Source organism: Cupriavidus taiwanensis LMG 19424 (assembly GCF_000069785.1).
GTDB lineage: Bacteria > Pseudomonadota > Gammaproteobacteria > Burkholderiales > Burkholderiaceae > Cupriavidus > Cupriavidus taiwanensis.
Map to the genome: position 1 here is coordinate 713,560 of NC_010530.1, position 22,814 is coordinate 736,373.

A 22,814-nucleotide genomic window follows, 5' to 3' on the forward strand; every position below is an offset into this window, starting at 1 on the left:
GCTATGCCGCGCCGCGCAGGATCAGCCGCGAGCGGGCGAAGCCGGCATGGGTCCGCAGTGCCTGCATCAGCTGCTCGGACGGCGCGCGGTCCAGGTCAGTCACGACATAGCCGGTGTGGCCGCGCGTCTGCAGATGCTGGCCGGTAATGTTCACGCCTTCCTGCGCCAGCAGCGTGTTCAGCGCGGCCAGCGCGCCGGGCGCGTTGCCGTGCACGTTGAGCAGGCGCGCCGGTGCATGCAGCGGGCCGGGATCGACCTCGGGGAAATTGACCGCGCCGATGGTGCCGCCGGTGGCGAGGAAGTGCGCGAGCTTGGCCGCGACCTCGGTGCCGATGTTTTCCTGCGCCTCCTCGGTGCTGCCGCCGATGTGGGGGGTCAGCAGTACGTTGGGCAGGTTCTGCAGTTCGCTGGTGAAGGCGTCCTGGTTGGTTTTGGGCTCTTCCGGGAACACGTCGATGGCCGCGCCGCCCAGCCGCTTTTCGCGCAGCGCCGCGGCCAGCGCGGCGATGTCGACCACGCTGCCGCGCGAGGCATTGATCAGGATCGCGCCCGGCTTGCATGCGGCGAGGATGCTGGCATCGATCATGTTGCGCGTGCGCGGCGTGGCCGGGACGTGCAGGGTCACCACCTCGGCCTGCGACACCGCTTCTTCCAGCGAGCCGGCGGCACGGGCCGAACCGTGCGAGAGCCGTGCGAGCACATCGTAGTAGACCACGCGCATGCCCATCGATTCCGCCAGCACGCCGACCTGCGAGCCGATATTGCCGTAGCCGACGATGGCGATGGTCTTGCCGCGCGTCTCGAACGCGCCGGCGGCGCCCTTGGCCCATTTGCCGGCATGCGCCAGCGTGTTCTTCTCGGGGATCCGGCGCAGCAGCATTACCGCTTCGGCGACCACCAGCTCGGCCACCGAACGGGTGTTGGAAAAGGGGGCGTTGAAGACCGGGATGCCGGCGGCGGTGGCCGCGTCCAGGTCGACCTGCGAGGTGCCGATGCAGAAGCAGCCGATCGAGAGCAGTCCAGGCGCGCTGCGGATATCGTCCGCGCGCAAGTGGGTGGCCGAGCGGATGCCGACCACGTCATGGCTGGCCAGCACCTGGCGCAATTCGGCGCCGGCCAGCGCGCCGGTGCGGCGCTCGACCTGCAGGCCGGCTTCGGCCAGCCGGGCGTTGGCGCTCTGGTGGATATTCTCGAGCAGGATGGCTGTGGTCACGTTGGTTTTCCGCGTGGAGGGTGGGCGGGCATTGCCGCATCGCCTCCATTCTGCGCGCAAAACGGCGTGGGAGCCGGGGAGCCCCTGCTGCCGGCATTGGCACCGGCCGCGGCATCAGCGCGCGCGGCGCGCGTCGCCGCCGAGCGGATCGACGATGATCATGGTCTGGCGCAGCACGCCGGCGTTGTCGAAGTAGCAGCTGAAGTGCGCCGTCTGCAGGCCGTCCTTATACATGCGCCACGACCACGCTTCGCGCTGCATCAGCGGGTAGTACTGCACCGGCTCGCGCGGCAGGCCGAAATGCTGCTGCACGTCCTGCTTGGTCCAGACCCCGACCTGGGCGCGGTAGATTTCGGCCTCGGTCAGCATCTGGCGGTAGCGGGTCAGCCGGCCCGCGGCGTCGAAATCGGCGGCGTAGACCTCATGGCCGAAGGGTTGCCGCGACCATAGCCAGCGGGTGGTGCCGTCGGCCAGGCGGTGGGTCTCGGTGGGTGGTCCGAAAGTATGGCGCACCGCACTTTCGGGGCTGCCAATCATCTGCCTGCCGGTCTGTTCCGGCTGCAGCGTGGCGCAGGCGCCGAGCATGGCGGCGGCCAGGCAGAGGGAGCCGAGGGATCGGCCGGGCAGGGTCAGGGGGGGCATGGCGCGCTCCGGCGAACAGGATGTCCGCAGACGCCATTGTCGGGCCGCCAGCCGGCCTGGCGCAACCGGCGGCACGGTGGCGCAGGCCGCGCGCGGGCTTAGCAGCGGCCCTTCTTGGCCTGGCCCGGCGGGCAGAACGACTCGTTGCCGTACGGGTCGATGCGGCAGTTGCCTTTCTTGGCCTGCCCCGGCGGGCAGCCCTGCGGGCCGCTGCCGTAGGTGTCATAGGGGGCGACCACGCAGCCGCCGAGCAGTGCGCTGCACGCGACCAGAAGGGCCAGGGCAGATTTCATTGCATTCTCCTTGTTTTGGGGATTCCGTTTGCGACAGGAGAATAAAGGGTGGCGGCGCCGTTGTCTGTAAGGAATGGTGAAGGCGGCGGGGCCGCGCCCGGCCTCGCACAGGGCCGGTGGCGCCTGCGTCCCGCGGCTACATCCGGAACACCACGCCCAGCCAGAAGCTGCGGGGCGCGCCCGGCGCCACGAACAGCGCGCTGGCGGCATCCCCCGGGGCCACGTGCGGCCGCACCAGGCTGCCGCCGGGGAACACGTCGTTGGCGATCTGGCCGTAGGTCTCGTAGCGGCGGTCCAGCAGGTTTGCCACGCGCGCGTAGATCTCGAAGCGCTTGCTGACCTGGTACGCCGCGCGCAGGTTGATGGTGGCGTAGCCCGGCGTGCTCCAGTCGGCGGTCTTCGGCGCGGCGCCCGCTTGCGGGTCGCTGCGCAGGCCGTCCTCGTTGCCGCTGGAGACCGCCCCCGACACCGCCACCAGGTCGGCGCCCAGCACCAGGCCGGCCACGGGCTGCCAGTCTGCACCCAGTTTCAGCGTATGGCGGGGCAGCCCGGCCATGCGCATGCCCGGGCGGATGTCGATGGTGCGTTCGCCGGCGGCGAGCGCGCCGGCGGACTGGTAGGTGGCCTGCAGGTAGCTGTAGGCAAGCCGCAAGGTCACCGCGCCCAGGCGGTGGCGCGCGGTGAGATCGAGCCCCTGGTTGCGGGTGCGGTCGAAATTGGCGAAGTAGCCGAGCTGCGTGTTCGGTGCGCGCAGGAACAGGATGTCGTCGTGGTTGTCGATGCGATAGAGCGACGCCGTGACCTCGGTGTGCGGGCGCGGCTGCCAGCGCACGCCGGCCTCGTACGAATGCGACACTACCTGCTTCAGGTACGGATCGGCCTGCAGTCCCGCCGGCAACCGGCAGGGCCGTTCCGGGTCGGCGCAGCCCAGCTCGAGCACGGTCGGCACGCGGTTGTTCTGCGCATAGCCGCCGAACACCGTGACGCCGCTGCCCAGCTTCTGCGCCAGTCCCAGCGCCGGATTCAGGCGGCGGTAGGTAAAGCTTTCGCGCGGCTGTTCGCTGCCGTCGCTGTTGCGCAGCGTATTGCTGACGGTAACGTGGTTCCAGCGCGCCGATGCGGTCAGGAAGGTGCTGGGTGTCAGCGTCCACGTATCGGACAGGTACATCCCCAGTGTGCGGGCATTGCCGCTGACGCCGGAGAACAGGGCGTTGGCTTCGGCGGGATCGGCGACCACGCCGCGGTCGTCGGTGAAGCTGGCGGGCTGTGCGTATTGCGAATAGGTCAGGCGGCTGCGGTCCAGCGTCAGGCCGGCATTGAGCACGTGGCGCTCGGTCTCCCTGGCCAGGCTCAGCGCCATGCCGACGGTTTGCTGCCGCATATGGCTGGTGTTGAGCACCGCCGGGTGCAGCGCGGCGCCTTCCGCACGGGTCATGCCGCAGTCGCCGCCGCGCGGGCTGCCGTCGGCGTCGAAGCCGTCCTCGCAGTCTTCGGCATAGGCTTCATAGTCCGGGTTCACGTCGCCGTTGGCGGTGTCGCGGCGGCTGTTGCGCACATAGGCCAGGGCCGCGGCGCTGGTCTTGTCGTCGAACCAGTGACGGGCGTTGAGCGCGGCCTGGGTGACCTGGTTGCGGGTCTGGTCGGGATAGGTGTAGACCGCGCGCCGGTTGGACTGGTACAGCTCGGGCAGCGTGCCGCCGTCGGCGGCGCGATAGCTGGGCACCAGGCCGTTGCCGGTCAGTGTGCTGCGGCCATGCAGCACCGAGACGTCCCAGCTGCTGCTGGCGCCGGCGTAGCCCGCCTTGGCAAAGACATTGCCGAGCCGGCCCTCGGAATGGTCGCGCCAGCCGTGCTCCTGGAACAGCGTGCCGGCGGCGAACGCGTGCCAGCCGCCGTCGCTGCGCACGCCTCCGGACAGGTCGGCGCGCCTGCGGGCATGGCTGCCATAGGACAGGTCGGCGGTGAAGCCGGGCGAGTCCAGTCCCGAACGCGTGGTCATGGCGAGCGCGCCGCCGAGGGTGTTGAGGCCGTACGCGGGGTTGGCGCTGGACACCAGCGACGCGCTTGCCAGCGCCGCCTCCGGGATCATGTCCCAGCTCACCACGTCGCCGAAAGGCTCGTTGACGCGGATGCCATCCAGGTACACCGACAGCCCCTGCGGCACGCCGGGGATCGATGACGCGCGAAAGCCGCGGTAGGTGATGTCGGTCTGGAACGGGCTGCCCTGGATGTCGTTGACGTTGACGCCGGCGAGATGCCGGTTCAGGTAGTCGGCCAGGTTGCCGGCGCGCGCGCCGCCGAGCTCGCTGCCGCGCACGGTCTGCACGGTATAGGGCACCAGGTCGCTGGCCACGCCGATGCCGGGCAGCGGCGCCGCGGCCACCACCAGCACTTCGGGCAACAGCGTACTGTCCTGGTTTGGCGCAACAGTGTCCTGTTGCGCCACAGCGGCACGCTGGCACAGCAGCGTGACCAGCGCGGACAGCAGCGCGGCATGCGTGCTCGCGCGCCGCGGCGGGCGGGCCGCAACGGCGCGCGGCGATCGGGATGGCCGCTGGCCTGGCGGCGCAGGACGCGGGATGGCTGGCATGGCTTGTCTCCTCGGGATACGCGGCGCATGCCTGCATCGGGCTGCGCCTGTCGGCACCGCTTCAGCAGTTTTCGTACCGTGCCGCGTCCCGGTGGCTGGCGGGCGTGCAGGCGCCCGGCGCGAGGCCTGCGTGCTGTCACAAAACAGGACAGTGGGGCGTTGCCGCAAGCAGGGGCAGTGCTTCATCGCGGCACAGTGTTGCGCGGCGCATCGCAGCATGCGTCGCCGCGCGATGGCGGCAGGGAGCCGTGCAGCGCCGGCCCGGCAAGGTCCGCGGGGATGCGTCATGCCGTGCTGCATCGCACATGGTATCGGCCTTGCTCTGTCACACCGCATCCCAACCTGGTCCGGTGCTTGCCCATGTTCCGTTGCCTTGCCTGCCTGCTGTCGATATGCCTCGGCCTATTGCCCGCGGGCGGCGCGCGGGCCGACGGCGCGAGCGCCTATCCCTCGCGTCCGGTCACGCTGGTGGTGCCCTGGCCGGCGGGCGGCGCCACCGATATCTCGATGCGCATCCTGGCCGAGCTCGCCGGGCGCGAACTGGGGCAGCCGATCGTGGTGGAGAACCGGCCCGGCGCCGGCGGCACGCTGGTGGGAGGCCTGCTTGCCGCCGCGCGGCCGGACGGCTACACCATCGGCCAGCTGCCGCTGACGGTGTACCGGTTCCCGCACCAGCAGAAGACGGCCTGGCAGCCGCTGCGCGACATCCAGCCGGTGCTGATGATCTCGGGCTACACCTTCGGCATCGTGGTGCCGGCCGGCAGCCCGTGGCGCTCGCTGCGCGACCTGATTGCCTGGGGCCGGGCGCACCCGGGCCAGCTCACGGTGGGCTCCACCGGCATCGGCACCACTGCCCACCTGGCGATGGAGGATGTGCTGGGCCGCAGCGGCGTGCGCTACCTGCACGTGCCCTACCACGGCACTGCCGACCAGATGCTTGCGGTGGCCAACGGCTCGCTGATGGCGGGGGTCAATTCCACCGGCTTCGCACCGTTCGTCGAAAGCGGCAAGCTGCGCCTGCTGGCCGTGTTCAGCGCGCAGCGCTCGGCACGCTGGCCCGAGGTGCCGACCGTGGCCGAGCTGGGCTTTGCCGATGCGGTCCACAACGCTCCGTACGGCATCGGCGTGCCGCGCGGCACCGATGCCGCCATCGTCCGGCGCCTGCACGACGCGTTCCGCGCCGCCATGCAGCAGCCGCGCCATCTTGCCGAGCTGGCCCGCTACGACCAGGAGCTGACTTACCTGGGCACCGCGCAATATGAAGCCTTCCTGCGCCAGGCATGGGAGACCGAGCGCACCTTTGCCGCGCGTGCAGGCACGGCGCGGGCGAAGGAGCAGCTATGAGCGCGCAGCCGTCCCATGCCGCGCCTGCGCTTGGCTGCGATGCCGTGCGCAAGGCGTTCGGCGGCCGCGTCGCGCTGGACGGGGTCTCGCTGAGCGTGCGGCGCGGCGAGTTCGTGGCGCTGCTGGGGCCCAACGGCGCGGGCAAGACCACGCTGTTCCAGATCCTCAGCGGCCTGTTCGTTGCCGATGCCGGGCAGGTCACGGTGATGGGCTGCGACATGCGGCGCGACCCCGTGCGCGCGCTGGCGCAGCTGGGCATCGTGTTCCAGCAGCCCGCCATCGACCTGGACCTGCCGGTGCTGGCCAACCTGCGCTTTCATGCCGACCTGCACGGCTTGCCGCGGCGCGTGGCGGCGCAGCGGATCGCGGGCCTGCTGCAGGGGTTCGGCCTGGCCGCGCGCGCGCACGCGCCGGTACGCGAGCTGTCCGGTGGCAGCCGGCGCAAGGTCGAACTGGCGCGCGCGCTGCTGCACGAACCGGCCATGCTGCTGCTGGACGAGCCGACGGTGGGGCTGGACCCCGCCTCGCGCGTGCAGTTGCTGGGCGAGTGCCGGCGGCTGGCGCGGCACGCGCAGGCGGGCGTGCTGTGGGCCACCCACCTGGTGCAGGAAGTGGAGCAGGCCGACCGCGTGATCGTGCTGGACCGCGGCGCGGTGCGCTTCGACGGCACCCCGGCGGCGCTGCTGGGCGCCACCGCGGCCGCGACGCTGGAAGCCGCTTTCCTGGCCATGACGCCGTCGGTAGTCCGCACGGCACAACTGGAGGTCACCGCATGACACCGATGCCATCCCCCGCCTGGCTTGCGGGCGCCTGGCTGCTGGCCACCGCGTTGCTGGTTGCCGCCGGCCTGGCCGAGGGCGCTCAGGGCGCTCAGGGTGGTGCCGCGCGCGCCGCCACCGGGCAGGTCTTTGTCTCCAGCGAAAAGGACGACGCGCTGACCGCCTACGATGCCGGCAGCGGACAGCAACTGGCGGCATGGCGTCAGTGCCGGCGGCCGCGCCATCTGCAGCTGTCGCCGGACCGTGCGCGGCTGTACGTGGCCTGCAGCGACGACCACCGCGTCGACGTGGTCGACGTCGGCACCCGCAAGACCGTGACGTCGCTGCCGGTCGGCGACGACCCGGAACTGTTCGACCTGAGCCAGGACGGCCGCACGCTCTACGTGTCGAACGAAGACGACGCGCTGCTGTCGGCCTACGACACCGGCTCCGGCAAGCGCGTGTTCGCGGTCGGGGTGGGCGCGGAGCCGGAAGGCGTCAGGGTCAGCGCCGACGGACGGCAGGTGTACGTGGCCTCCGAGGTCGCCAACCTGGTCCATGTGGTCGACGTGGCCGCGCGCAAGGTGGTGCGCAATATCCGGGTCGGCAACCGGCCGCGCCGGCTGCTGCTGGTGCGCGGCGGCAAGGAGCTGTGGGTGTCGAACGAGATGTCGGCCAGCGTCAGCGTGATCCGCACCGATACGCTGGAGGTGGTCCAGACCATTGCCTTCGCGCCGCGCGGCATGCGTGCCGAAGACGTGACCCCGGTCGGGATGGCGGCGCGCAGCGACGGCACCCACGCCTATATCGGGCTGGGCCGCGCCAACCATGTCGCGGTGGTGGAGGTGGCGTCGCGCCGCGTGCAGGATTACGTGCTGGTGGGACGGCGCGCCTGGGGGCTGGCGCTGAGCCGCGACAACGCGCGGCTCTACGTTGCCAACGGGCTGTCCGACGATGTCAGCGTGGTCGACACCGCCAGCCGCAAGGCGGTGGCCACGCTCAAGGCGGGCCGCGTGCCGCATTCGGTGGCGATCGATGACTGAGCGCGCGCTGGCGGTGCTGGCCTTTACGCTTGCGGCGGTGCTGGCGTCGCCACTGCATGCCGCGGAGGTGCGCGTGGCGGTAGTGTCGCTGGCCGACGATGCCCGCCACGCGCCGCGGCGGCTGGCGCAGCGCTACCCCGACCAGCCGCAGGGCAGCGCGCTCGACGCCGCCCGGGTGGCGGCGGCGGAAGCGCGCTTTGCGCTGGAGGCCGCGGGCCAGTCGCTTCGGGTCGAGGCGCAGCAGGCCCGCACCGAAGCCGAGGTGGCCACGCTGGTTGCGGCGCTGGCGCGCCAGGGCACGCGTTTTATCCTGCTGGACCTGCCGCCGGCTTCGGTCAGGGCCGCGGCGGGCGCCGTCAGGCCCGGCGAGGCGCTGCTGTTCAATGTCTCGGCCGACGACGATGCATTGCGCGGCGCCGGCTGCGCGCCGGTGTTGCTGCATACGCTGCCGAGCATGCGCATGCGCGCCGACGCGCTGATGCAGTACCTGGCCGCGCGCAAGTGGCGCCGCGCGCTGTTGCTGAGCGGCCCCACGGCGGCCGACGCCGCGCAGCGCGACGCGCTGGTGGGCGCGGCGCGGCGCTTCGGCATCGCCTGGAGCGCGCAGCGCGCGTTCCGGCTGTCCAACGATCCGCGCGAGCGCGACCAGGCCAATGTCAGGCTGCTGACCGGTGGCGCGGACTACGACGTGGTGGTGGTGGCCGACGCCGACGGCGAGTTCGCGCGCGGCCTGCCTTATGCCACGCAGCTGCCGCGCCCGGTGGTGGGCGCCAGCGGCCTCGGCGCGCAAGCCTGGCACTGGGCCTGGGAGCGCAACGGCGGGCCGCAGCTCAACCGGCGCTTCGCCCGCGCCGCGGGCCGGCCGATGACCGGCTACGACTGGGCCGCCTGGGTCGCGGTCAAGGCGATTGCCGAGAGCGTGGTGCGGCAGCCCGCGGGCTTTGCCGCGCAGGCGCAGGCACTGGCCGCGGGGCAGGTGGTGGTGGACGGCTTCAAGGGCCCGCCGCTGTCGTTCCGGCGCTGGGACCGCCAGCTGCGCCAGCCGCTGATGCTGGCGCACCCCGACGGCGTAATCGGCACCGCGCCGGTCGAAGGCGTGCTGCATCCGAAGAACAACCTCGACACGCTGGGCGCCGACGAAGCCGACACCGCGTGCCGCGCCCCGACCTGACACCATGACCCTGCCCGCCACCATGCCTTCGTCGATGCGCCATCGCTGGCGTGCGCTGCGCGCGGTCTGCGGCCGCGAGCTGCGCAAGTACGTGCGCCAGCCCGGGCGGCTGCTGTCGTCGCTGGTGCGCCCGCTGCTGTGGCTGCTGGTGTTCGCCGCCGGCTTCCAGAACGCGCTGGGCGTTGCCATCGCGCCGCCGTATGACAGCTATATCGAATACCAGGTCTATGTCGCGCCCGGGCTGCTGGGCATGATCGCGCTGTTCAACGGCATGCAGTCGTCGCTGGCCATGGTGTACGACCGCGAGATGGGTGTGATGCGGCTGCTGCTGACCGCGCCGCTGCCACGCGGCTGGCTGCTGGGCTGCAAGCTGGCGGCGGGCACGCTGCTGTCGCTGCTGCAGATGGCGGCCTTCCTGCTGGTGGCGGCGGGGTTCGGCATCCGATTTGCGCCGCTGCACCTGCTGGCGGGCTTGGGCGCGATGACGCTGGCCGCGCTGATGCTGGGCGCGCTCGGCCTGCTGCTGTCGGTCCACGTGCGCCAGCTGGAGAACTTTGCCGGGACCATGAACTTCGTGATCTTCCCGATGTTTTTCATCAGCTCGGCGCTGTATCCGCTGTGGCGCCTGCAGGAGTCGGGCGCCGACGCGGTGTACCAGCTGGCGCGCCTGAACCCGTTCACGCATGCGGTGGAGGCGATCCGCTTCGCGCTGTACGGGCAGCTGGCGCCCCAAAGCCTGGCCATCGTCGCGGGCGGCGCAGTGGTTTTCTTCGCGCTGGCGCTGCGCGGCTATGACCCGCAGCGCGGCATGGCGCGCCGCGGGCCGCCGGCATGATGCGCCGCCGGCAAGGCATGGTGCTGCTGGTGCTGGCCTGGCTGCGGCTGGCCAACACCAGCGCATTCGCAGACACCGGCACCGGTGCGGTCATGGCGCACAGCGATCCCATGCAGTCGCCGCAATGGGCCTGGATCCACAAGGAACTGCTGCAGCAGGGGCCGGTGGTGTTCGACAGCCGCGTGCGCGTCACCGGGCCCGCTTTCGCGGAAGACCCCATGCGCGTGCCGATTGCCTTCGACGCGTCGGCGCTGGGCGAAGTCGAGCGCATCGTGGTGGCGGTGGACCGCAACCCGATCCGCCCGGTGCTGGCGTTCGAGCCGCTGCGGGTGCGGCCGTCGCTGTCGTTCCGCTTCAAGCTCGAGCAGGCCTCGCCGGTGCGGGTGGCGGCACGCACGCGCGATGGTACCTGGCATGTCGGCAGCGCATGGGTCGACGCCGGCGGTGGTGGCTGCACCGTGCCCGGCGCGACCCGCCGCGACGGCAGCTGGAGCCGCACGCTCAACCGGGTCGAGGCGCGCGTATTCCCGGGACTTGGCGAGGGCGGCGCACGCGTGCGGCTGCGCGTGATGCACCCGATGGACACCGGCCTGGTCGCCGGCATCCCGGCGTTCCATATCGAAACGCTGGTGCTGGCCGACGCGTCCAGGCAGCCCCTGTTGCGCCTGGCCCTGCACGAGCCCGTGGCCGAGAACCCGATCTTCTCGTTCGACCTGCGCGAGGCCGTGGTGCCGGGCATGACCGTGTCCGGCCACGACAACAATGGCAACCACATCGCGGCGCGGGTGTCGCCATGAGGCGCGTATTGCCGTCGCTGCTGCTGTGGCTGGCCACTGCCGCGGTCTGCGCGGCACCCGCGCAGCCACCCGACTACCGGCTGGCCCCACGCGAGATCGCCGCCGGCGTGTGGCTGCTGGAAGGCGCCAACGCCGACTTCGCGCCGGAAAATGGCTGCAACATCATCAATACCGCGTTCCTCGACACCGGCGACGGCGTGGTGGTGATCAACACCGGTCCGTCGCGCGCGTACGGCGAGCAGCAGCGCCGTGCCATCGCGGCGCTGACCGGCGCGCCGGTACGGCTGGTGCTGAACCTGAACCAGCATCCCGATTATTTCTTCGGCAACCAGGCCTATGCCGACGTAGGCGGCAGCGCGCTGCCCGCCACCATCGCGGGCGCGCAGCGCGAAGGCGCGGCCTATGCCGACAACCTCTACCGATTGTGCGGCGACTGGATGCGCGGCACCGAGCCCGCGCCGCCGGCGCATGCGCTGGAGGCCGGGCCACGCACGATCGGCCGCCGCACGCTGGAGCTGATCCGCCTGCAAGGCCACACCGACGCGGACCTGGTGCTGCTGGACCGGGATGCCGGCATCGTCTTTGCCGGCGGGCTGGTGTTCCGTGAGCGCATTCCGACCACGCCGCACGCGCACATCGGCCGCTGGCTGGACAGCCTCGCGCGGCTGCAGGCGCTGATGGAGCAGAGCGGGGCGCGCCTGCTGGTGCCCAGCCACGGGCCCGCGCTGGGCGGCACGGAAGCCATCGCGCAGACGCGCGCCTACCTGCAATGGCTGGATGGGCGGCTGCGCCAGGCCGCGGCGCAGGGACGCGACCTGGCCGAGGTCATGGCCATGCCGGTGCCCGAGCCTTTTGCGCGCTGGGGCGCGATGCCCGCCGAGTATCTGCGCAACGTGATCCATCTCTACCCGGCGCACGAGGAAGCCGCGCTGGGCCAGTGAAGGCATCTGGCCTGGCTGTTCAATTCTGGCGCAGCTGCAACGCAGTGTTGCACGCTGACGCGGGCCGCGGCCATGCGGCTGGCCCGCCGGGCGCGCGATCTGGGCGCCGGCCCACTGGCATGGGATTTGCCATTTGCGTGCTGGTGTGTGGCGCAGTGGCGCACCAGCGAAACCCAAAACAATGAGAGGAGATGGCAATGAGGACCTTACGAGTAGGGCTGGCAATCGCGGCAACCTCGGCGGCAATCGCGGCCGCCGCGGCGAGCGTTGCCGCGCAGGCGGCGGTGAGCGACGCCATGATCGAGAACGACGCCAAGTCCCCCGGCGACGTGCTGTCGTGGGGCATGGGCCCGCAGGGCCAGCGCTATTCGACGCTGGCGCGCATCAATACGAAGAACGTGGACCGGCTGGTGCCGGCGTGGTCGTTCTCGTTCGGTGGCGAGAAGCAGCGCGGGCAGGAATCGCAGCCGCTGATCCACGACGGCAAGATGTTCGTCACGGCCTCGTATTCGCGCATCTATGCGCTCGACGCGAAGACCGGGCGCAAGCTGTGGAAGTACGAGCACCGCCTGCCTGAAGGCATCATGCCTTGCTGCGACGTGGTCAACCGGGGCGCGGCGCTGTACGACAACCTGGTGATCTTCGGCACGCTCGACGCCCAGTTGGTCGCGCTGGACCAGAACAGCGGCAAGGTGGTGTGGAAGGAGAAGCTGGAAGACTACGCGGCCGGCTATTCGTACACGGCCGCGCCGCTGGTGGCCAAGGGCCTGGTGCTGACCGGCATCTCGGGCGGCGAATTCGGGGTGGTCGGGCGCGTCGACGCACGCGACGCGAAGACCGGGCAGCTGGTGTGGTCGCGGCCGGTGGTCGAAGGCCATATGGGCTACAAGTACGACAAGGACGGCAACAAGACCGAGATCGGCATGACCGGCACCCAGAACGCCAGCTGGCCCGGCGAGACCTGGAAGACCGGCGGCGCGGCCACCTGGCTGGGCGGCACCTATGACCCGGCGACCGGCCTGGCCTACTTCGGCACCGGCAACCCGGGCCCGTGGAACAGCCACATCCGCAAGGGCGACAACCTCTACTCCGCCTCCACCGTCGCGCTCGACCCCGCCACCGGCAAGATCGTCTGGCACTACCAGAACACCCCGAACGACGGCTGGGACTTCGACGGCGTGAACGAGTTCGTCACCTTCGACCTGGACGGCAAGCGCGTGGGCGGCAAGGCCGACCGCAATGGCTTCTTCTACGTCAACGATGCCACCAGCGGCAAGCTGGTCAACGCCTTCCCCTTCGTGAAGAAGATCACCTGGGCCACCGGCATCGACCTGAAGAGCGGCCGCCCCAACTACGTCGCCGAGGGCCGCCCGGGTGACCCGGCCGCCGCCAACGGCGAGAAGAAAGGCAAGTCGGTGTTCGCGGCGCCGGGCTTCCTGGGCGGCAAGAACCAGCAGCCGATGGCCTACAGCCCGCAGACCGGCCTGTTCTACGTGCCCGCCAACGAGTGGGGCATGGACATCTGGAACGAGCCCATCAGCTACAAGAAGGGCGCCGCATTCCTGGGCGCGGGCTTCACCATCCAGCCGCTCAACGAGGACTACATTGGCTCGCTGCGCGCGATCAACCCCAAGACCGGCAAGATCGTCTGGGAGGTCAAGAACGGCGCGCCGCTGTGGGGCGGCGCCATGACCACCGCCGGCGGGCTGGTGTTCTGGGGCACGCCGGAAGGCTACCTGAAGGCCGCCGACGCGAAGACCGGCAAGGAGCTGTGGCAGTTCCAGACCGGCAGCGGCGTGGTCGCTCCGCCGGTCACGTGGGAAGAGAACGGCGAGCAGTTCGTCGCGGTGGTATCCGGCTGGGGCGGCGCGGTGCCGCTGTGGGGCGGCGAGGTAGCCAAGCGCGTGAATTTCCTGGAGCAGGGCGGCTCGGTGTGGGTGTTCAAGCTGCACAAGAGCTGAGGGAATCAACGGTGGCACGGGCCCCGCGCGGGCGCTAATGCCGTGCAGTCGAAGCATCAGTCACCACCGTCATTCCCGCGCAGGCGGTAATCCAGCGTCTTTCACGTCCCCTTCGGGAAAAATCACTGGGTTCCCGCCTTCGCGGGAACGACGGTCGTCGACTGAACGGCATTGCCACAGCATCGGATCGGGATACAGGTATGAAGAAAGAATGGATGGCGCTGGCGGCGGTTGGCGCGATGTTGCCGGGCGCGGCGCTGGCCGCCACGGCGGCGGAGATGCAGGCGCTGGCCGACAAGAGCGGCTGCTTTTCCTGCCATGGCATGCAGTCAAAGCTGGTGGGGCCCGGGTTTGCCGAGGTGGCGGCGCGGTACAAGGGCGATAGTCAGGCGGCCGCTTCGCTGGCGAAGAAGATTCGCGAGGGCGGCAAGGGGGCGTGGGGCAGGATTCCTATGCCGCCGCATGGAAATCTGGGAGAGGACGATGCGAGGAAGCTGGCGGAGTGGGTGCTTGGGGGCGGTTGAGCCAGGGCGGGGCGTGGGCTGCGGGCGCTGCGTCGGCCGCGGCCCCGTCGTGGACGGCCGGCGCAAGACCCGCTTGCGGCGGCGCCGGCGTGGGCGTTGATTCAGTGCTCGCCGTATCGGTCGGTTCTTGGTTTGTGATGCTTGGCGGGTGCTGCTGTTCGGCCGGCGCAAGACCCGCTTGCGGCGGCGCCGGCGCGGGCGTTGATTCAGCGCTCGCCGTATCCGTGGGTTCTTGGTTTGTCGTGCTTGGCGGGCGTGGGCTGTTTCGCCGGCGTAGCCGGCGACCTCCTTTCTGTCCGAGCGACAGAAAGGAGGCAAAGAGCGCGTCGCCTGGGCGGCTGGCCAAGGCGGCGTTGGTGGTTCGAACGGTGGTGACTTGCGGTGAGGCGGTTGGTGGTTCGACCCTGCTGACGCTACCTGGAGGTGCCTGGCGTTCGAGGTCGGATGGACGAACCCGACTTTAGGTCGGTGGCAGCCTGCTTATCACGTTATTGGTGGGACGCCTTCGGCTGCGCTGCGCGCGCGCTCTATCTTAGGTCTAATGCTCTGGCACGGAGTGCGTCGCTGCGCTCGCACGCGTTGTCGCGGGCGACCCGTCTGGCTTTTGTTGCCCGCATGTTTGCTCCCCTCTCCCGCTGGCGGGAGAGGGGCGGGGGAGAGGGCCGGAGCATCCACGAAGTCAACCGCATCTATCCGCGCGGCCCAACCTTATCCCCCGGAATTCCGCGATGAACCCAATCTCAACGAGTTGGCATCGCTGCGAAACACCATCGGATACTCGCGCGCTTGCGCCGCAGTTTGTGCCGCCGCCAACCGGCCCTCCAGCACGATCTCGCGCAGCCGCCCGTGCCCGGGTGCCTGCGCGCAGGCGGGGTCGGTCGCGGCGGCATCGCCGGTGACCAGGAAGGCCTGGCAGCGGCAGCCGCCTAGATCCGCTTCGCGGTGTTCGCAGGACCGGCACGGTTGCGGCATCCACTGCGTGCCGCGAAAGCGGCGGAAGGCGTCGCTGTGTTGCCAGATATCGCGCAGCGTTCCAGTCTTGACGTTGGGCAGCACCAGGTCCGGCAGCATGCGGGCCGCGTGGCACGGCAGCGCGGTGCCGTCCGGCGCCACGCCAAGGAACGTCGTGCCCCAGCCGTTCATGCATTTCTTGGGCCGTTCCTCGAAGTAGTCCGGCACCACGAACAGGAGCTGGCATTGCCGGCCGATGCGCGCGCGGTACTGCCGCACCACGGCCTCGGCCTCGATCAGCTGTTCGCGGGTCGGCATCAGCGCCAGCCGGTTTTCCCAGGCCCAGCCGTAATACTGCGTGTTGGCCAGCTCCAGGTATTCGGCGCCGAGCTGCAAGGCCAGCTCGATGATGGTGCCGACGTGCGGCAAGTTGTGCCGGTGCAGCACGCAGTTCATCACCATCGGATAGCCGTGCGCCTTGATCAGCCTGGCAACGCGCTGCTTCAGCTCGAACGTGCGCGTGCTCGACAGGAAGTCATTGAGCTCGCGCGTGGAGTCCTGGAACGACAGCTGGATATGGTCCAGGCCCGCCTCGCGCAGCGCCGCCAGGCGGGCATCGGTCAGGCCCACGCCGGAGGTGATCAGGTTGGTGTAGAAGCCGAGGCCGCGCGCATGGCGCACCAGCGTCTCGAGGTCCTTGCGCAGCAGCGGCTCGCCGCCGGACAGGCCCAGCTGCACCGCGCCCAGCGCGCGTGCCTGGGTAAACACGTCGCACCACTGCGCGGTATCCAATTCCTCGGCATGGCGGGCATAGTCGACCGGATTGGAGCAGAACGCGCAGTGCAGCGGGCAGCGGTAGGTCAGCTCCGCCAGCAGCCACAGCGGCGGGCCGGGCGGCGCCGGCTCAGACCAGCCAGCCGCGTTCGGTGGCATGTTTGACAAAGGCGTGGACCTCCGGCGCGATGCCCTGCACGCCAAAGGCTGCCTGCAGGTCGTCGATCAGCATGTCGAGGGTATGGTTGCCGTCGCAGCGCTGCAGGATCGCGGCGGCGCTGTCGTTGAGGGTGACCATCCCTTCCGGATACAGCAGCACCCAGCTTTGCTGCGAGTCTTCCCACTGCAGGCGGAAGGTGCGGTGCAGGGTGGGCGTGGCGAGGTCTTGCGTGCCGGCGGTCATGGGTTGGCCTGCTGGATGGCATCGAGCATCGACCACAGCACGTCGAGCTTGAATTGCAGGATGTCGAGGGCGCGCTGCTGTTGCGCGGCGCTGCGGAAGTAGTCCAGCGTCACGCGCAAGCCGTGGTCGACGTCGCGCCGCGCCAGCGGGATGCGCGAGCGGAAGTAGTCCAGCCCCCCGGCCTCGATCCACGGATAGTGCGAGGGCCAGCCGGCCAGCCGCTCCTGGTGGATCTTGGGCGCGAACATCTCCGTCAGCGACGAGCACACCGCCTCCTGCCAAGGCGCGCGGCGCGCGAAGTTGACATAGGCATCGACGGCGAAGCGCACGCCGGGCAGCACCTGCTGGTGGCTCAGCAGCGCGTCGCGCTCCAGGCCGACAGCCTCGCCCAGCCGCAGCCAGGCCTCGATGCCGCCGGGCTGGGTGTCAGTGCCGTCGTGGTCGAGGATGCGCACCACCCATTCGCGGCGCGTGGCGCGGTCGGGGCAGTTGGACAGGATCGCGGCGTCCTTCAGCGGGATGCTGGCCTGGTAGTAGAAGCGGTTGGCCACCCAGGTGCGGATCTGCGCGGGCGTGCATTGGCCTGCCGCCATGCGCTGGTTGAACGGGTGGTGGATGTGGTAGCCGCTTTCGCGGGCGCGCAGGCGCGCCTCGAATTCGGCCGGAGTCCAGGCAACGGTGGCAGTCATAGCGCGATTTCCATGCCGTCGTAAGCCAGCTCGATGCCGTGCCGGGCCAGCTCGGCACGCTCGGGCGAGTCTTCCGCCAGCACCGGATTGGTGTTGTTGATATGGATGAGGATCTTGCGGCGGGCGGGCAGGCGGTCCAGCACCTCGATCATCCCGCCCGGCCCGGACAGGGCCAGGTGGCCCATGTCGGCGGCGCTGCGCGTGGAGAAGCCCAGCGCCTGCATTTCGTCGTCGCGCCAGAAAGTGCCGTCGACCAGCACCACGTCGGCGCGGCGCAGCTGCGCGAACACGTGGTCGTCGACCTGGCCCAGCCCTGGCGCATAGAAGGCGCTGCGTCCGCTGTGGCGGTCTTCGATGCGCAGGCCGATGTTGTCGCCGGGTTGCGGCGCGTGGCGCCTGGGCGAGTAGGGCGGCGCCTTGCTTTGCAGCGGGACCGCGGTAAGCGCCACGCCATCGAGCGGCGGCACCGAGAACGCCATGCCGTCGCAGGGCAGCGCGTGGCACTGCAGCCCGCAATAGTGCGACAGGATGCGCGTCAGCGGAAACGCCCCTGCCAGGTCTTCGAGCACGCTGGCGGTGGCATAGAGCGGCAGCGCCCGGCGGTGCTCGCGCAGCATCAGCAGGCCGGTGACGTGGTCGATCTGCGCGTCCATCAGCAGCACCGCGGCAATCGCGGTGTCGCGCGCGGCGCGGGCGGGTTGCAGCGCGGGGGTCTGGCGCAGCTGCTGCAGGATGTCGGGCGAGGCGTTGACCAGGATCGCTTCCGGGCCGTCGCCGCACACCGCGATCGACGATTGCGTGCGCGGCGTGGCGCGCACGGTGCCGCGGCGCACGCCGTCGCAGTTGCGGCAATTGCAGTTCCACTGCGGGAAGCCGCCGCCGGCGGCCGATCCCAGTACCCGGATGGTGGTCATGGCGCGAGCGCTCGAGGGTGGGCCATGGCGTTGCCGCGCAGGCGCCATGCCGGCAACCGCCGGCGGCGCCCGTCTGCGAAACGCGGCGGCGGATCAGCGGTTGGCGATATACATCGTGATTTCAAAGCCGAGCCGCAGCTCGGTATAGGCGGGCGTGGTCCACGTCATGTCTGTCTCCTTGGGTGGCATGGTTAGTGATTAGCGTCGCGGCATGGCAGCGTGGCTGCCGCAAGGCCCTGAAAGGCAACAACCATGCCCGACCCGATCATGGACAGCACCGTCTTCCACCTGCGCACGCCGGACGCCCAGCGCCTGCACGTGCGGCTGAGCGGTCCGCCGCAGGGCGAGCCCTGGCTGGTCCTTCACGGCGGACCGGGCAGCGGCTGCGCGGCATCGATGGCGGCATGGTTCGATCTGCAACGGCACCGCGTGGTGATGCCCGACCAGCGCGGCGCCGGCCGCTCGACGCCGGTAGGCGGCCTGCGGCGCAACAACGTCGGTGCGCTGCTGGCCGACCTGGAACAGCTGCGCACGGCGCTGGGCGTGGCGCGCTGGGGCGTTGTCGGCGGATCGTGGGGCGCGGCGCTGGCGCTGGCCTACGCCGCGCGCTATCCGCATGCGGTGGCCGCGCTGGTGTTGCGCGGCGCCTTCCTGACCGGGCGCGACGACGTGCTGGGCTTGTTTGCGCCGCGCGCCGGCGCAGGCCTGCTGCGCCGCGTCGCGCCGGCCGGCGAGCGGCTGCCCGACGCGCGCGCCCGGCTGCTGACGGTGTCCCGACTGTTGCAAAGTGGGACGGCTGTTCAAAAACGGGACACCGCGGCGGCGTGGCGCCGGCTCGAGCTGGAGCGGCTCGGCCTGCGCGACGTTGCACAGGGAATCCGGCAGTCCGCGCGCGAGCGGCTGGCCGCGGTACGCAAATACCGCATCCAGGCGCATTACCTGCGCAACCGCGCCCGGCTGGGCAAGCCGGCGTTGCTGCGCGCGGCGCGGGACATCGCCGCGCATGGCCTGCCGGTGACGCTGCTGCATGGCCGCGCCGACGCGGTGTGCCGGCCCGCCAATGCCCTGCGGTTGCGGCAGGCCATGCCGGTCGCGCGGCTGACATGGGTCGACGGCGGGCACCTGCCGGACGGCGCCTTGCGCGACGCGCTCGCCGGCGCGATCCGCGCCAGCGCCTGGCGGCGCTGATGGCAACGCGTCGCGCCTTTCTCGGCACCACGCTGGCACTGGCGCTCGACGCCTGGCGGCCCGCCACGGCGGCCGGCACGCGGGTTGTGCTGGACCGGCTGCAGCCCGGCATCTACGTCGCCCGCGCCGCCAATGCCGAAGCCACGCGCGCCAACGCCGGCGCGGTGGTGCCCAGCCTGGTCCATGTCACGCGCGCGGGCGTGCTGGTGGTCGATCCCGGGCCGCAGGCGGCGTGGGGCGGCGCGCTGCTCGGCGCGATCCGGGCGCTGACGACGCAGCCGGTGCGCTGGGTGGTCAACACCCATGCCCATCCGGAGCACGTGCTGGCCAACACGGCCTTCGCCGGGCTGCGGCCGCGGCCGCAGTTCCTGGCGTCGGCCGCCACTGCCGCGTTGATGCGGCAACGATGCGAGGCCTGCCTGGCCAGCCTGAGCGCGCAGCTCGGGCCCGCGGCCGTGCGCGGTACCGCGATCGTGCTGCCGGAGCCGGCGCTGCAGGACGGCGCGTGGCTGCACACGGGCGACACGGCGTGGCGGGTGCAGGTGCATGCGCCCGCCCACAGCGCCTCGGACACCGTGCTGTACGCGCCGCAGCGGCGCCTGCTGTGCGCCGGCGGACTGGCGTACCGCGAACGCGTGCCGGAGATGCAGGAAGCGTCGCTGCAGGGCTGGCGCCAGGCGCTGCGGCAGTTGACCACGCTGCCGGCGGACACCGTCGTCGCCACCGCGACGGGCACGCCCGCGCAGACGCTGGTGCCGACGCTGGCGTACCTCGATGCGCTTGCGAACGGCATCGGCGCGGCGCTGGCGGCCGGTCATGATGCAAACCAGGCGGCCGATGCCGTGGCGGCCGGGCCGTTCCGCCACTGGCGCCATTTCCCGACGCGCCATCCGCTCAACCTCCAGCGCGCCTGGCGCCAGCTGGAGGACGCGTGGATGCAGGGCGAGCCGCCGGCCTGAAGCCGGCATGCGCGTCCAGGGTCTTCAGCCGGCCTGCTGCGGCAGCCCGCGTGCCTCTTCCATCTTGCGATAGACCGTGTTGCGCGAGATCCCCAGCGCCTTGGCCGCGGCCGAGATATTGCCGTTGTGGGCCCTGACCGTGGCCACGATCGCCATCGCCTCGACCTCGGCCAGGCGCGTGGGCTGCCTGCTCGCGGGCATCGCGGCGGCCAGCGCGGCGGGCGCGGACGCCACGGCGGCGGGCGGCTCGCGCAGGTCGTCAAGGAAGTCGTCGGGCAGGTGGTCCTCGGTGATCTCGGCTTCGCCTTCGGCCATCAGCCGCGCGGTGCGCAGCAGGTTGGCCAGCTGCCGGATATTGCCCGGCCAGTGGTAGCGGCGGAACATCGCCATCACTGTGTCGCTGATGCGCGGCGGCGCGCCGGCGGCCTCGGCTGCGCTCCCGCCATGGTCCTGGCGCAGCAGCTTGCCGGCCACCACGTCGAGGTCGCTGCGCTCGCGCAGCGCCGGCAGCCGCACCACCAGGCCGTTGAGGCGGTAATACAGGTCTTCGCGGAACTGGCCGCTGGCGACCAGGTCGCGCAGGTTGCGGTTGGTGGCGCACACCACCGAGACGTCGATGTGGATCACCTTGCTGCTGCCCAGCGGCGATACCGCGCGCTCCTGCAGCGCGCGCAGCAGGCGGCCCTGCAAGTGCAGCGGCATGTCGCCGATCTCGTCGAGAAACAGCGTGCCGCCGTTGGCCAGCAGCATCTTGCCGATGCCGCCCTTCTTGCGGGCGCCGGTGAAGGCGCCTTCCTCGTAGCCGAACAGCTCCGATTCGATCAGGTTCTCCGGGATCGAGGCGCAGTTCACCGCAATGAAGGGGCCGGCGCGGCGCGCGCTGTCGGCGTGGATGGCCCGCGCCAACAGCTCCTTGCCGGTGCCGGTTTCGCCCAGCACCATCACCGGGATGTCCTTGCCGATCACCTTGCGCAGCTTGCCGATCACGGTGCGGATCTGCGCGTCGCCCGTGTCCAGCTCATCCAGCCCAGGCGAAGGCGCCGGGCCCGCCGCCAGGCTGCGCGGCATGGCGGTGGCGCCGCTCGTGCCCGCCTGGCGCGCCTCGGCGGCGCCCATCACGGTTGCGGCAGGGGACTTCCATTCCACGCGCGCGCTGACCTTGACGCCGCTGGGCAGGTGCAGCTGCACGATGCCCGCATGGGCCGCGCGTGCCGCGTCGAACAGCTGCGACATCGACAACCCGAACAGCGAAGAGAAGGTGTGCGCCTGCAGCGCGCCGTTGGACAGGCCCAGCTGGAACTGCCCGCTGCGGTTGGCCGACAGGAAGCGGCCGGCGGGCGTGAACGAGACGATGCCCTCCACCAGCGTGCCCAGGAACTCGGCGCGCGAATGGAAGCGGATGCACACCATGTCGCGGAAGGCGTTGCCGAACAGCTGGTTCTCGATCATCTGCGCCGACATCCGCACCAGCGCCATGGTGTGCTTGTGGAAGCCGCGCTGGTCGCCGGTTACGTCCAGCGCCCCAACGGTCTTGCCGTAAGGGTCCAGGATCGGCATGCAAGAGCAGGTCAGGAACTGGTTGGCCTCCAGGTAATGGTCGGCGCCGTGGACCAGCGTGGCGCGGTTCTCGGCCAGCGCCGTGCCGATGGCGTTGGTGCCGCGGCGCGCCTCCGACCACTCCGAGCCGGGGCGCAGCGAGATCTTGTCGGCGCGGGCAAGGAAGTCGTCGTCGCCCATGGCGTGCAGGATCAGGCCATCGGCGTCGGTCAGGATGATCATGCTCTGGGTGTCGACGATCTGGTCGTGGAGCGTCTCCATCACCGGCAGGGCATAGGTGAACAGCGACTGGCTGCGTTCGATCCGGGTCTTCAGCTCGCTTTGCAGCACCGGACAGAAATCGGGCGACTCATAGGGGCGCAGGCCATAAGACTCCGAGCGCTGGTGGGCCTGGGCGATCAGCTCGGCACGGTCGTGCTGCCCGGCATCGACGTGGGCGTCCGCTTGCGGACGGGCCGGCTCCGGCTGGATGGTCATGTCTCGGTCTCCTGTGGAAAATCCGCCCGCGATCTTTGCGCGGGTCGCCGCCGTCCGCGCCAGGCGCGCTCGGCAGTGTTGCGTGGTGAAGCAAAACACTTGCCAGGGTGTGGCATTCCGGGACACCGCCGCCGCGCCGCAGCGATGCGGTGGCCGTTTTGGCCCGGCAAACGCTGCCTTTGCACCGCGCCGCCGCGTTGGTATGGCTCTTGCGGAAACAGGGCAAACCAAAGCAGCACACAAAGCCAGCCCCATCACTGTAGGAGACATCCATGAAAACGCAGCGCCGCCTGCTCGCCTTGCTCTCGCTTTGCGCGTCCCTGACCGCTTTTTCCGCCGGCCCGGTGCTGGCCCACGGCGATGTCACGCCCCAGGCCGTCGACACCAAAGCGTTACCACAGCTGGGCGACGAATGGCGTCCGGACAATCCCTACCGCACAGGCGATGCGCACAAAGAGGCGCTGCGCATCGGCTCGTCGGCGTACAACCAGAACTGCGCGCGCTGCCACGGTCTGGAAGCCGTGTCGGGCGGCATTGCTCCCGACCTGCGCAAGCTGGACGGCGACTGCGTCGCGCTGGCTGACGCCAAAAAGAAGCAGGCCTGCCAGAGCGAGATCTCGCAGTTCTATGCCACCACCGTGCGCAAGGGCCGCACCCGCGACGGCCGTGTCTACATGCCGCCGTTCGACGGCGTGCTCAGCCAGGAGGCGGTCTGGGCCATCAAGACGTACCTGGAATCGCGCCACGAGTAAGGTCCGTCGTGACCCTATGCAAGCCGCCGGTTCCTTCG

Annotated in this window: 22 protein-coding genes; 12 read left to right on the forward strand and 10 right to left on the reverse strand. The window is 70.6% G+C overall.

Annotation, left to right across the window (positions count from 1 at the left end; translation table 11 throughout):
• Position 1: 1 nt before the first annotated feature.
• The 4 genes from serA to RALTA_RS18930 all read right to left on the reverse strand — a co-directional run bounded on the left by serA (position 2) and on the right by RALTA_RS18930 (position 4,738).
• Positions 2-1,213, reverse strand: a complete 1,212-nt coding sequence (gene serA / locus RALTA_RS18915; RefSeq protein WP_041232478.1) for a phosphoglycerate dehydrogenase — start codon at positions 1,211-1,213, stop codon at positions 2-4.
• 114 nt (positions 1,214-1,327) lie between these two features.
• Entirely contained in the window at positions 1,328-1,855 is a 528-nt protein-coding gene (locus RALTA_RS18920) for a hypothetical protein (protein ID WP_012355498.1), read from the reverse strand.
• Between the two features lie 98 nt (positions 1,856-1,953).
• Positions 1,954-2,148 carry a hypothetical protein gene (locus RALTA_RS18925; RefSeq protein WP_012355499.1) on the reverse strand — a complete coding sequence of 65 codons (195 nt, stop codon included), beginning with the start codon at positions 2,146-2,148 and terminating at the stop codon, positions 1,954-1,956.
• Between the two features lie 136 nt (positions 2,149-2,284).
• Complete coding sequence (locus RALTA_RS18930) at positions 2,285-4,738, reverse strand: TonB-dependent receptor (protein ID WP_012355500.1); 2,454 nt, start codon at positions 4,736-4,738, stop codon at positions 2,285-2,287.
• A 360-nt stretch (positions 4,739-5,098) separates the two neighbouring features.
• On the opposite strand from RALTA_RS18930, the gene RALTA_RS18935 reads away from it, so the two are divergent.
• From RALTA_RS18935 to RALTA_RS18975, 9 genes are all read left to right on the forward strand, one after another.
• Positions 5,099-6,082 (forward strand): tripartite tricarboxylate transporter substrate binding protein, encoded by a 984-nt coding sequence (locus tag RALTA_RS18935; protein WP_025581926.1) that lies wholly within the window; start codon positions 5,099-5,101, stop codon positions 6,080-6,082.
• Complete coding sequence (locus RALTA_RS18940) at positions 6,079-6,858, forward strand: ABC transporter ATP-binding protein (RefSeq protein ID WP_012355502.1); 780 nt, start codon at positions 6,079-6,081, stop codon at positions 6,856-6,858. The genes RALTA_RS18935 and RALTA_RS18940 overlap by 4 nt, the downstream gene beginning before the upstream one ends.
• Positions 6,855-7,883, forward strand: a complete 1,029-nt coding sequence (locus tag RALTA_RS18945) for a PQQ-dependent catabolism-associated beta-propeller protein (RefSeq protein WP_041232479.1) — start codon at positions 6,855-6,857, stop codon at positions 7,881-7,883. The genes RALTA_RS18940 and RALTA_RS18945 overlap by 4 nt, the downstream gene beginning before the upstream one ends.
• Positions 7,876-9,054 (forward strand): type 1 periplasmic-binding domain-containing protein, encoded by a 1,179-nt coding sequence (locus tag RALTA_RS18950; RefSeq protein ID WP_041232480.1) that lies wholly within the window; start codon positions 7,876-7,878, stop codon positions 9,052-9,054. Before RALTA_RS18945 ends, RALTA_RS18950 begins: the two co-directional genes overlap by 8 nt.
• Before the next feature lie 4 nt (positions 9,055-9,058).
• Positions 9,059-9,889, forward strand: a complete 831-nt coding sequence (locus RALTA_RS18955; protein WP_012355505.1) for an ABC transporter permease — start codon at positions 9,059-9,061, stop codon at positions 9,887-9,889.
• Positions 9,886-10,686 (forward strand): quinoprotein dehydrogenase-associated SoxYZ-like carrier, encoded by an 801-nt coding sequence (locus RALTA_RS18960; protein ID WP_012355506.1) that lies wholly within the window; start codon positions 9,886-9,888, stop codon positions 10,684-10,686. The genes RALTA_RS18955 and RALTA_RS18960 overlap by 4 nt, the downstream gene beginning before the upstream one ends.
• On the forward strand, positions 10,683-11,627 hold the full coding sequence (locus RALTA_RS18965) for a quinoprotein relay system zinc metallohydrolase 1 (protein WP_012355507.1): 945 nt from the start codon (positions 10,683-10,685) through the stop codon (positions 11,625-11,627). The genes RALTA_RS18960 and RALTA_RS18965 overlap by 4 nt, the downstream gene beginning before the upstream one ends.
• 197 nt (positions 11,628-11,824) lie before the next feature.
• Entirely contained in the window at positions 11,825-13,588 is a 1,764-nt protein-coding gene (locus tag RALTA_RS18970; RefSeq protein WP_025581912.1) for a PQQ-dependent methanol/ethanol family dehydrogenase, read from the forward strand.
• Between the two features lie 200 nt (positions 13,589-13,788).
• Complete coding sequence (locus tag RALTA_RS18975) at positions 13,789-14,112, forward strand: c-type cytochrome (RefSeq protein ID WP_012355509.1); 324 nt, start codon at positions 13,789-13,791, stop codon at positions 14,110-14,112.
• A 708-nt stretch (positions 14,113-14,820) separates the two neighbouring features.
• Here RALTA_RS18975 and pqqE read toward each other — a convergent pair.
• The 5 genes from pqqE to pqqA form a co-directional block, all read right to left on the reverse strand.
• Complete coding sequence (gene pqqE / locus RALTA_RS18980) at positions 14,821-15,996, reverse strand: pyrroloquinoline quinone biosynthesis protein PqqE (RefSeq protein WP_012355510.1); 1,176 nt, start codon at positions 15,994-15,996, stop codon at positions 14,821-14,823.
• Entirely contained in the window at positions 15,968-16,240 is a 273-nt protein-coding gene (pqqD, locus tag RALTA_RS18985) for a pyrroloquinoline quinone biosynthesis peptide chaperone PqqD (protein ID WP_012355511.1), read from the reverse strand. The genes pqqE and pqqD overlap by 29 nt, the downstream gene beginning before the upstream one ends.
• A complete protein-coding gene (gene pqqC, locus RALTA_RS18990) occupies positions 16,237-16,929 on the reverse strand; it encodes a pyrroloquinoline-quinone synthase PqqC (protein ID WP_012355512.1) in 693 nt (230 codons plus the stop codon). Before pqqC ends, pqqD begins: the two co-directional genes overlap by 4 nt.
• The gene (gene pqqB, locus RALTA_RS18995; RefSeq protein ID WP_012355513.1) at positions 16,926-17,843 is read right to left on the reverse strand and encodes a pyrroloquinoline quinone biosynthesis protein PqqB; all 918 of its coding nucleotides are present in this window, start codon (positions 17,841-17,843) and stop codon (positions 16,926-16,928) included. Before pqqB ends, pqqC begins: the two co-directional genes overlap by 4 nt.
• A gap of 93 nt (positions 17,844-17,936) precedes the next feature.
• A complete protein-coding gene (gene pqqA, locus RALTA_RS19000; RefSeq protein ID WP_012355514.1) occupies positions 17,937-18,011 on the reverse strand; it encodes a pyrroloquinoline quinone precursor peptide PqqA in 75 nt (24 codons plus the stop codon).
• An 84-nt stretch (positions 18,012-18,095) separates the two neighbouring features.
• Here pqqA and RALTA_RS19005 point away from each other — a divergent pair, with 84 nt between their 5' ends.
• Positions 18,096-19,031 carry an alpha/beta fold hydrolase gene (locus RALTA_RS19005; RefSeq protein WP_012355515.1) on the forward strand — a complete coding sequence of 312 codons (936 nt, stop codon included), beginning with the start codon at positions 18,096-18,098 and terminating at the stop codon, positions 19,029-19,031.
• Entirely contained in the window at positions 19,031-19,990 is a 960-nt protein-coding gene (locus tag RALTA_RS19010) for an MBL fold metallo-hydrolase (protein WP_012355516.1), read from the forward strand. The genes RALTA_RS19005 and RALTA_RS19010 overlap by 1 nt, the downstream gene beginning before the upstream one ends.
• A gap of 24 nt (positions 19,991-20,014) precedes the next feature.
• Here RALTA_RS19010 and RALTA_RS19015 read toward each other — a convergent pair whose 3' ends face one another.
• On the reverse strand, positions 20,015-22,024 hold the full coding sequence (locus RALTA_RS19015) for a sigma-54-dependent Fis family transcriptional regulator (RefSeq protein ID WP_012355517.1): 2,010 nt from the start codon (positions 22,022-22,024) through the stop codon (positions 20,015-20,017).
• Between the two features lie 272 nt (positions 22,025-22,296).
• On the opposite strand from RALTA_RS19015, the gene pedF reads away from it, so the two are divergent.
• Positions 22,297-22,776, forward strand: a complete 480-nt coding sequence (pedF, locus tag RALTA_RS19020; RefSeq protein ID WP_012355518.1) for a cytochrome c-550 PedF — start codon at positions 22,297-22,299, stop codon at positions 22,774-22,776.
• The last annotated feature ends 38 nt before the right edge of the window (positions 22,777-22,814 follow it).

Coding starts and splice junctions, on each gene's coding strand:
- RALTA_RS18920 (WP_012355498.1), bottom strand. CDS start 1,855: ATGCCCCCCCTGACCCTGCCCGGCCGATCCCTCGGCTCCCTCTGCCTG.
- RALTA_RS18925 (WP_012355499.1), bottom strand. CDS start 2,148: ATGAAATCTGCCCTGGCCCTTCTGGTCGCGTGCAGCGCACTGCTCGGC.
- RALTA_RS18930 (WP_012355500.1), bottom strand. CDS start 4,738: ATGCCAGCCATCCCGCGTCCTGCGCCGCCAGGCCAGCGGCCATCCCGA.
- RALTA_RS18935 (WP_025581926.1), top strand. CDS start 5,099: ATGTTCCGTTGCCTTGCCTGCCTGCTGTCGATATGCCTCGGCCTATTG.
- RALTA_RS18940 (WP_012355502.1), top strand. CDS start 6,079: ATGAGCGCGCAGCCGTCCCATGCCGCGCCTGCGCTTGGCTGCGATGCC.
- RALTA_RS18945 (WP_041232479.1), top strand. CDS start 6,855: ATGACACCGATGCCATCCCCCGCCTGGCTTGCGGGCGCCTGGCTGCTG.
- RALTA_RS18950 (WP_041232480.1), top strand. CDS start 7,876: ATGACTGAGCGCGCGCTGGCGGTGCTGGCCTTTACGCTTGCGGCGGTG.
- RALTA_RS18955 (WP_012355505.1), top strand. CDS start 9,059: ATGACCCTGCCCGCCACCATGCCTTCGTCGATGCGCCATCGCTGGCGT.
- RALTA_RS18960 (WP_012355506.1), top strand. CDS start 9,886: ATGATGCGCCGCCGGCAAGGCATGGTGCTGCTGGTGCTGGCCTGGCTG.
- RALTA_RS18965 (WP_012355507.1), top strand. CDS start 10,683: ATGAGGCGCGTATTGCCGTCGCTGCTGCTGTGGCTGGCCACTGCCGCG.
- RALTA_RS18970 (WP_025581912.1), top strand. CDS start 11,825: ATGAGGACCTTACGAGTAGGGCTGGCAATCGCGGCAACCTCGGCGGCA.
- RALTA_RS18975 (WP_012355509.1), top strand. CDS start 13,789: ATGAAGAAAGAATGGATGGCGCTGGCGGCGGTTGGCGCGATGTTGCCG.
- pqqE (WP_012355510.1), bottom strand. CDS start 15,996: ATGCCACCGAACGCGGCTGGCTGGTCTGAGCCGGCGCCGCCCGGCCCG.
- pqqD (WP_012355511.1), bottom strand. CDS start 16,240: ATGACCGCCGGCACGCAAGACCTCGCCACGCCCACCCTGCACCGCACC.
- pqqC (WP_012355512.1), bottom strand. CDS start 16,929: ATGACTGCCACCGTTGCCTGGACTCCGGCCGAATTCGAGGCGCGCCTG.
- pqqB (WP_012355513.1), bottom strand. CDS start 17,843: ATGACCACCATCCGGGTACTGGGATCGGCCGCCGGCGGCGGCTTCCCG.
- RALTA_RS19005 (WP_012355515.1), top strand. CDS start 18,096: ATGCCCGACCCGATCATGGACAGCACCGTCTTCCACCTGCGCACGCCG.
- RALTA_RS19010 (WP_012355516.1), top strand. CDS start 19,031: ATGGCAACGCGTCGCGCCTTTCTCGGCACCACGCTGGCACTGGCGCTC.
- RALTA_RS19015 (WP_012355517.1), bottom strand. CDS start 22,024: ATGACCATCCAGCCGGAGCCGGCCCGTCCGCAAGCGGACGCCCACGTC.
- pedF (WP_012355518.1), top strand. CDS start 22,297: ATGAAAACGCAGCGCCGCCTGCTCGCCTTGCTCTCGCTTTGCGCGTCC.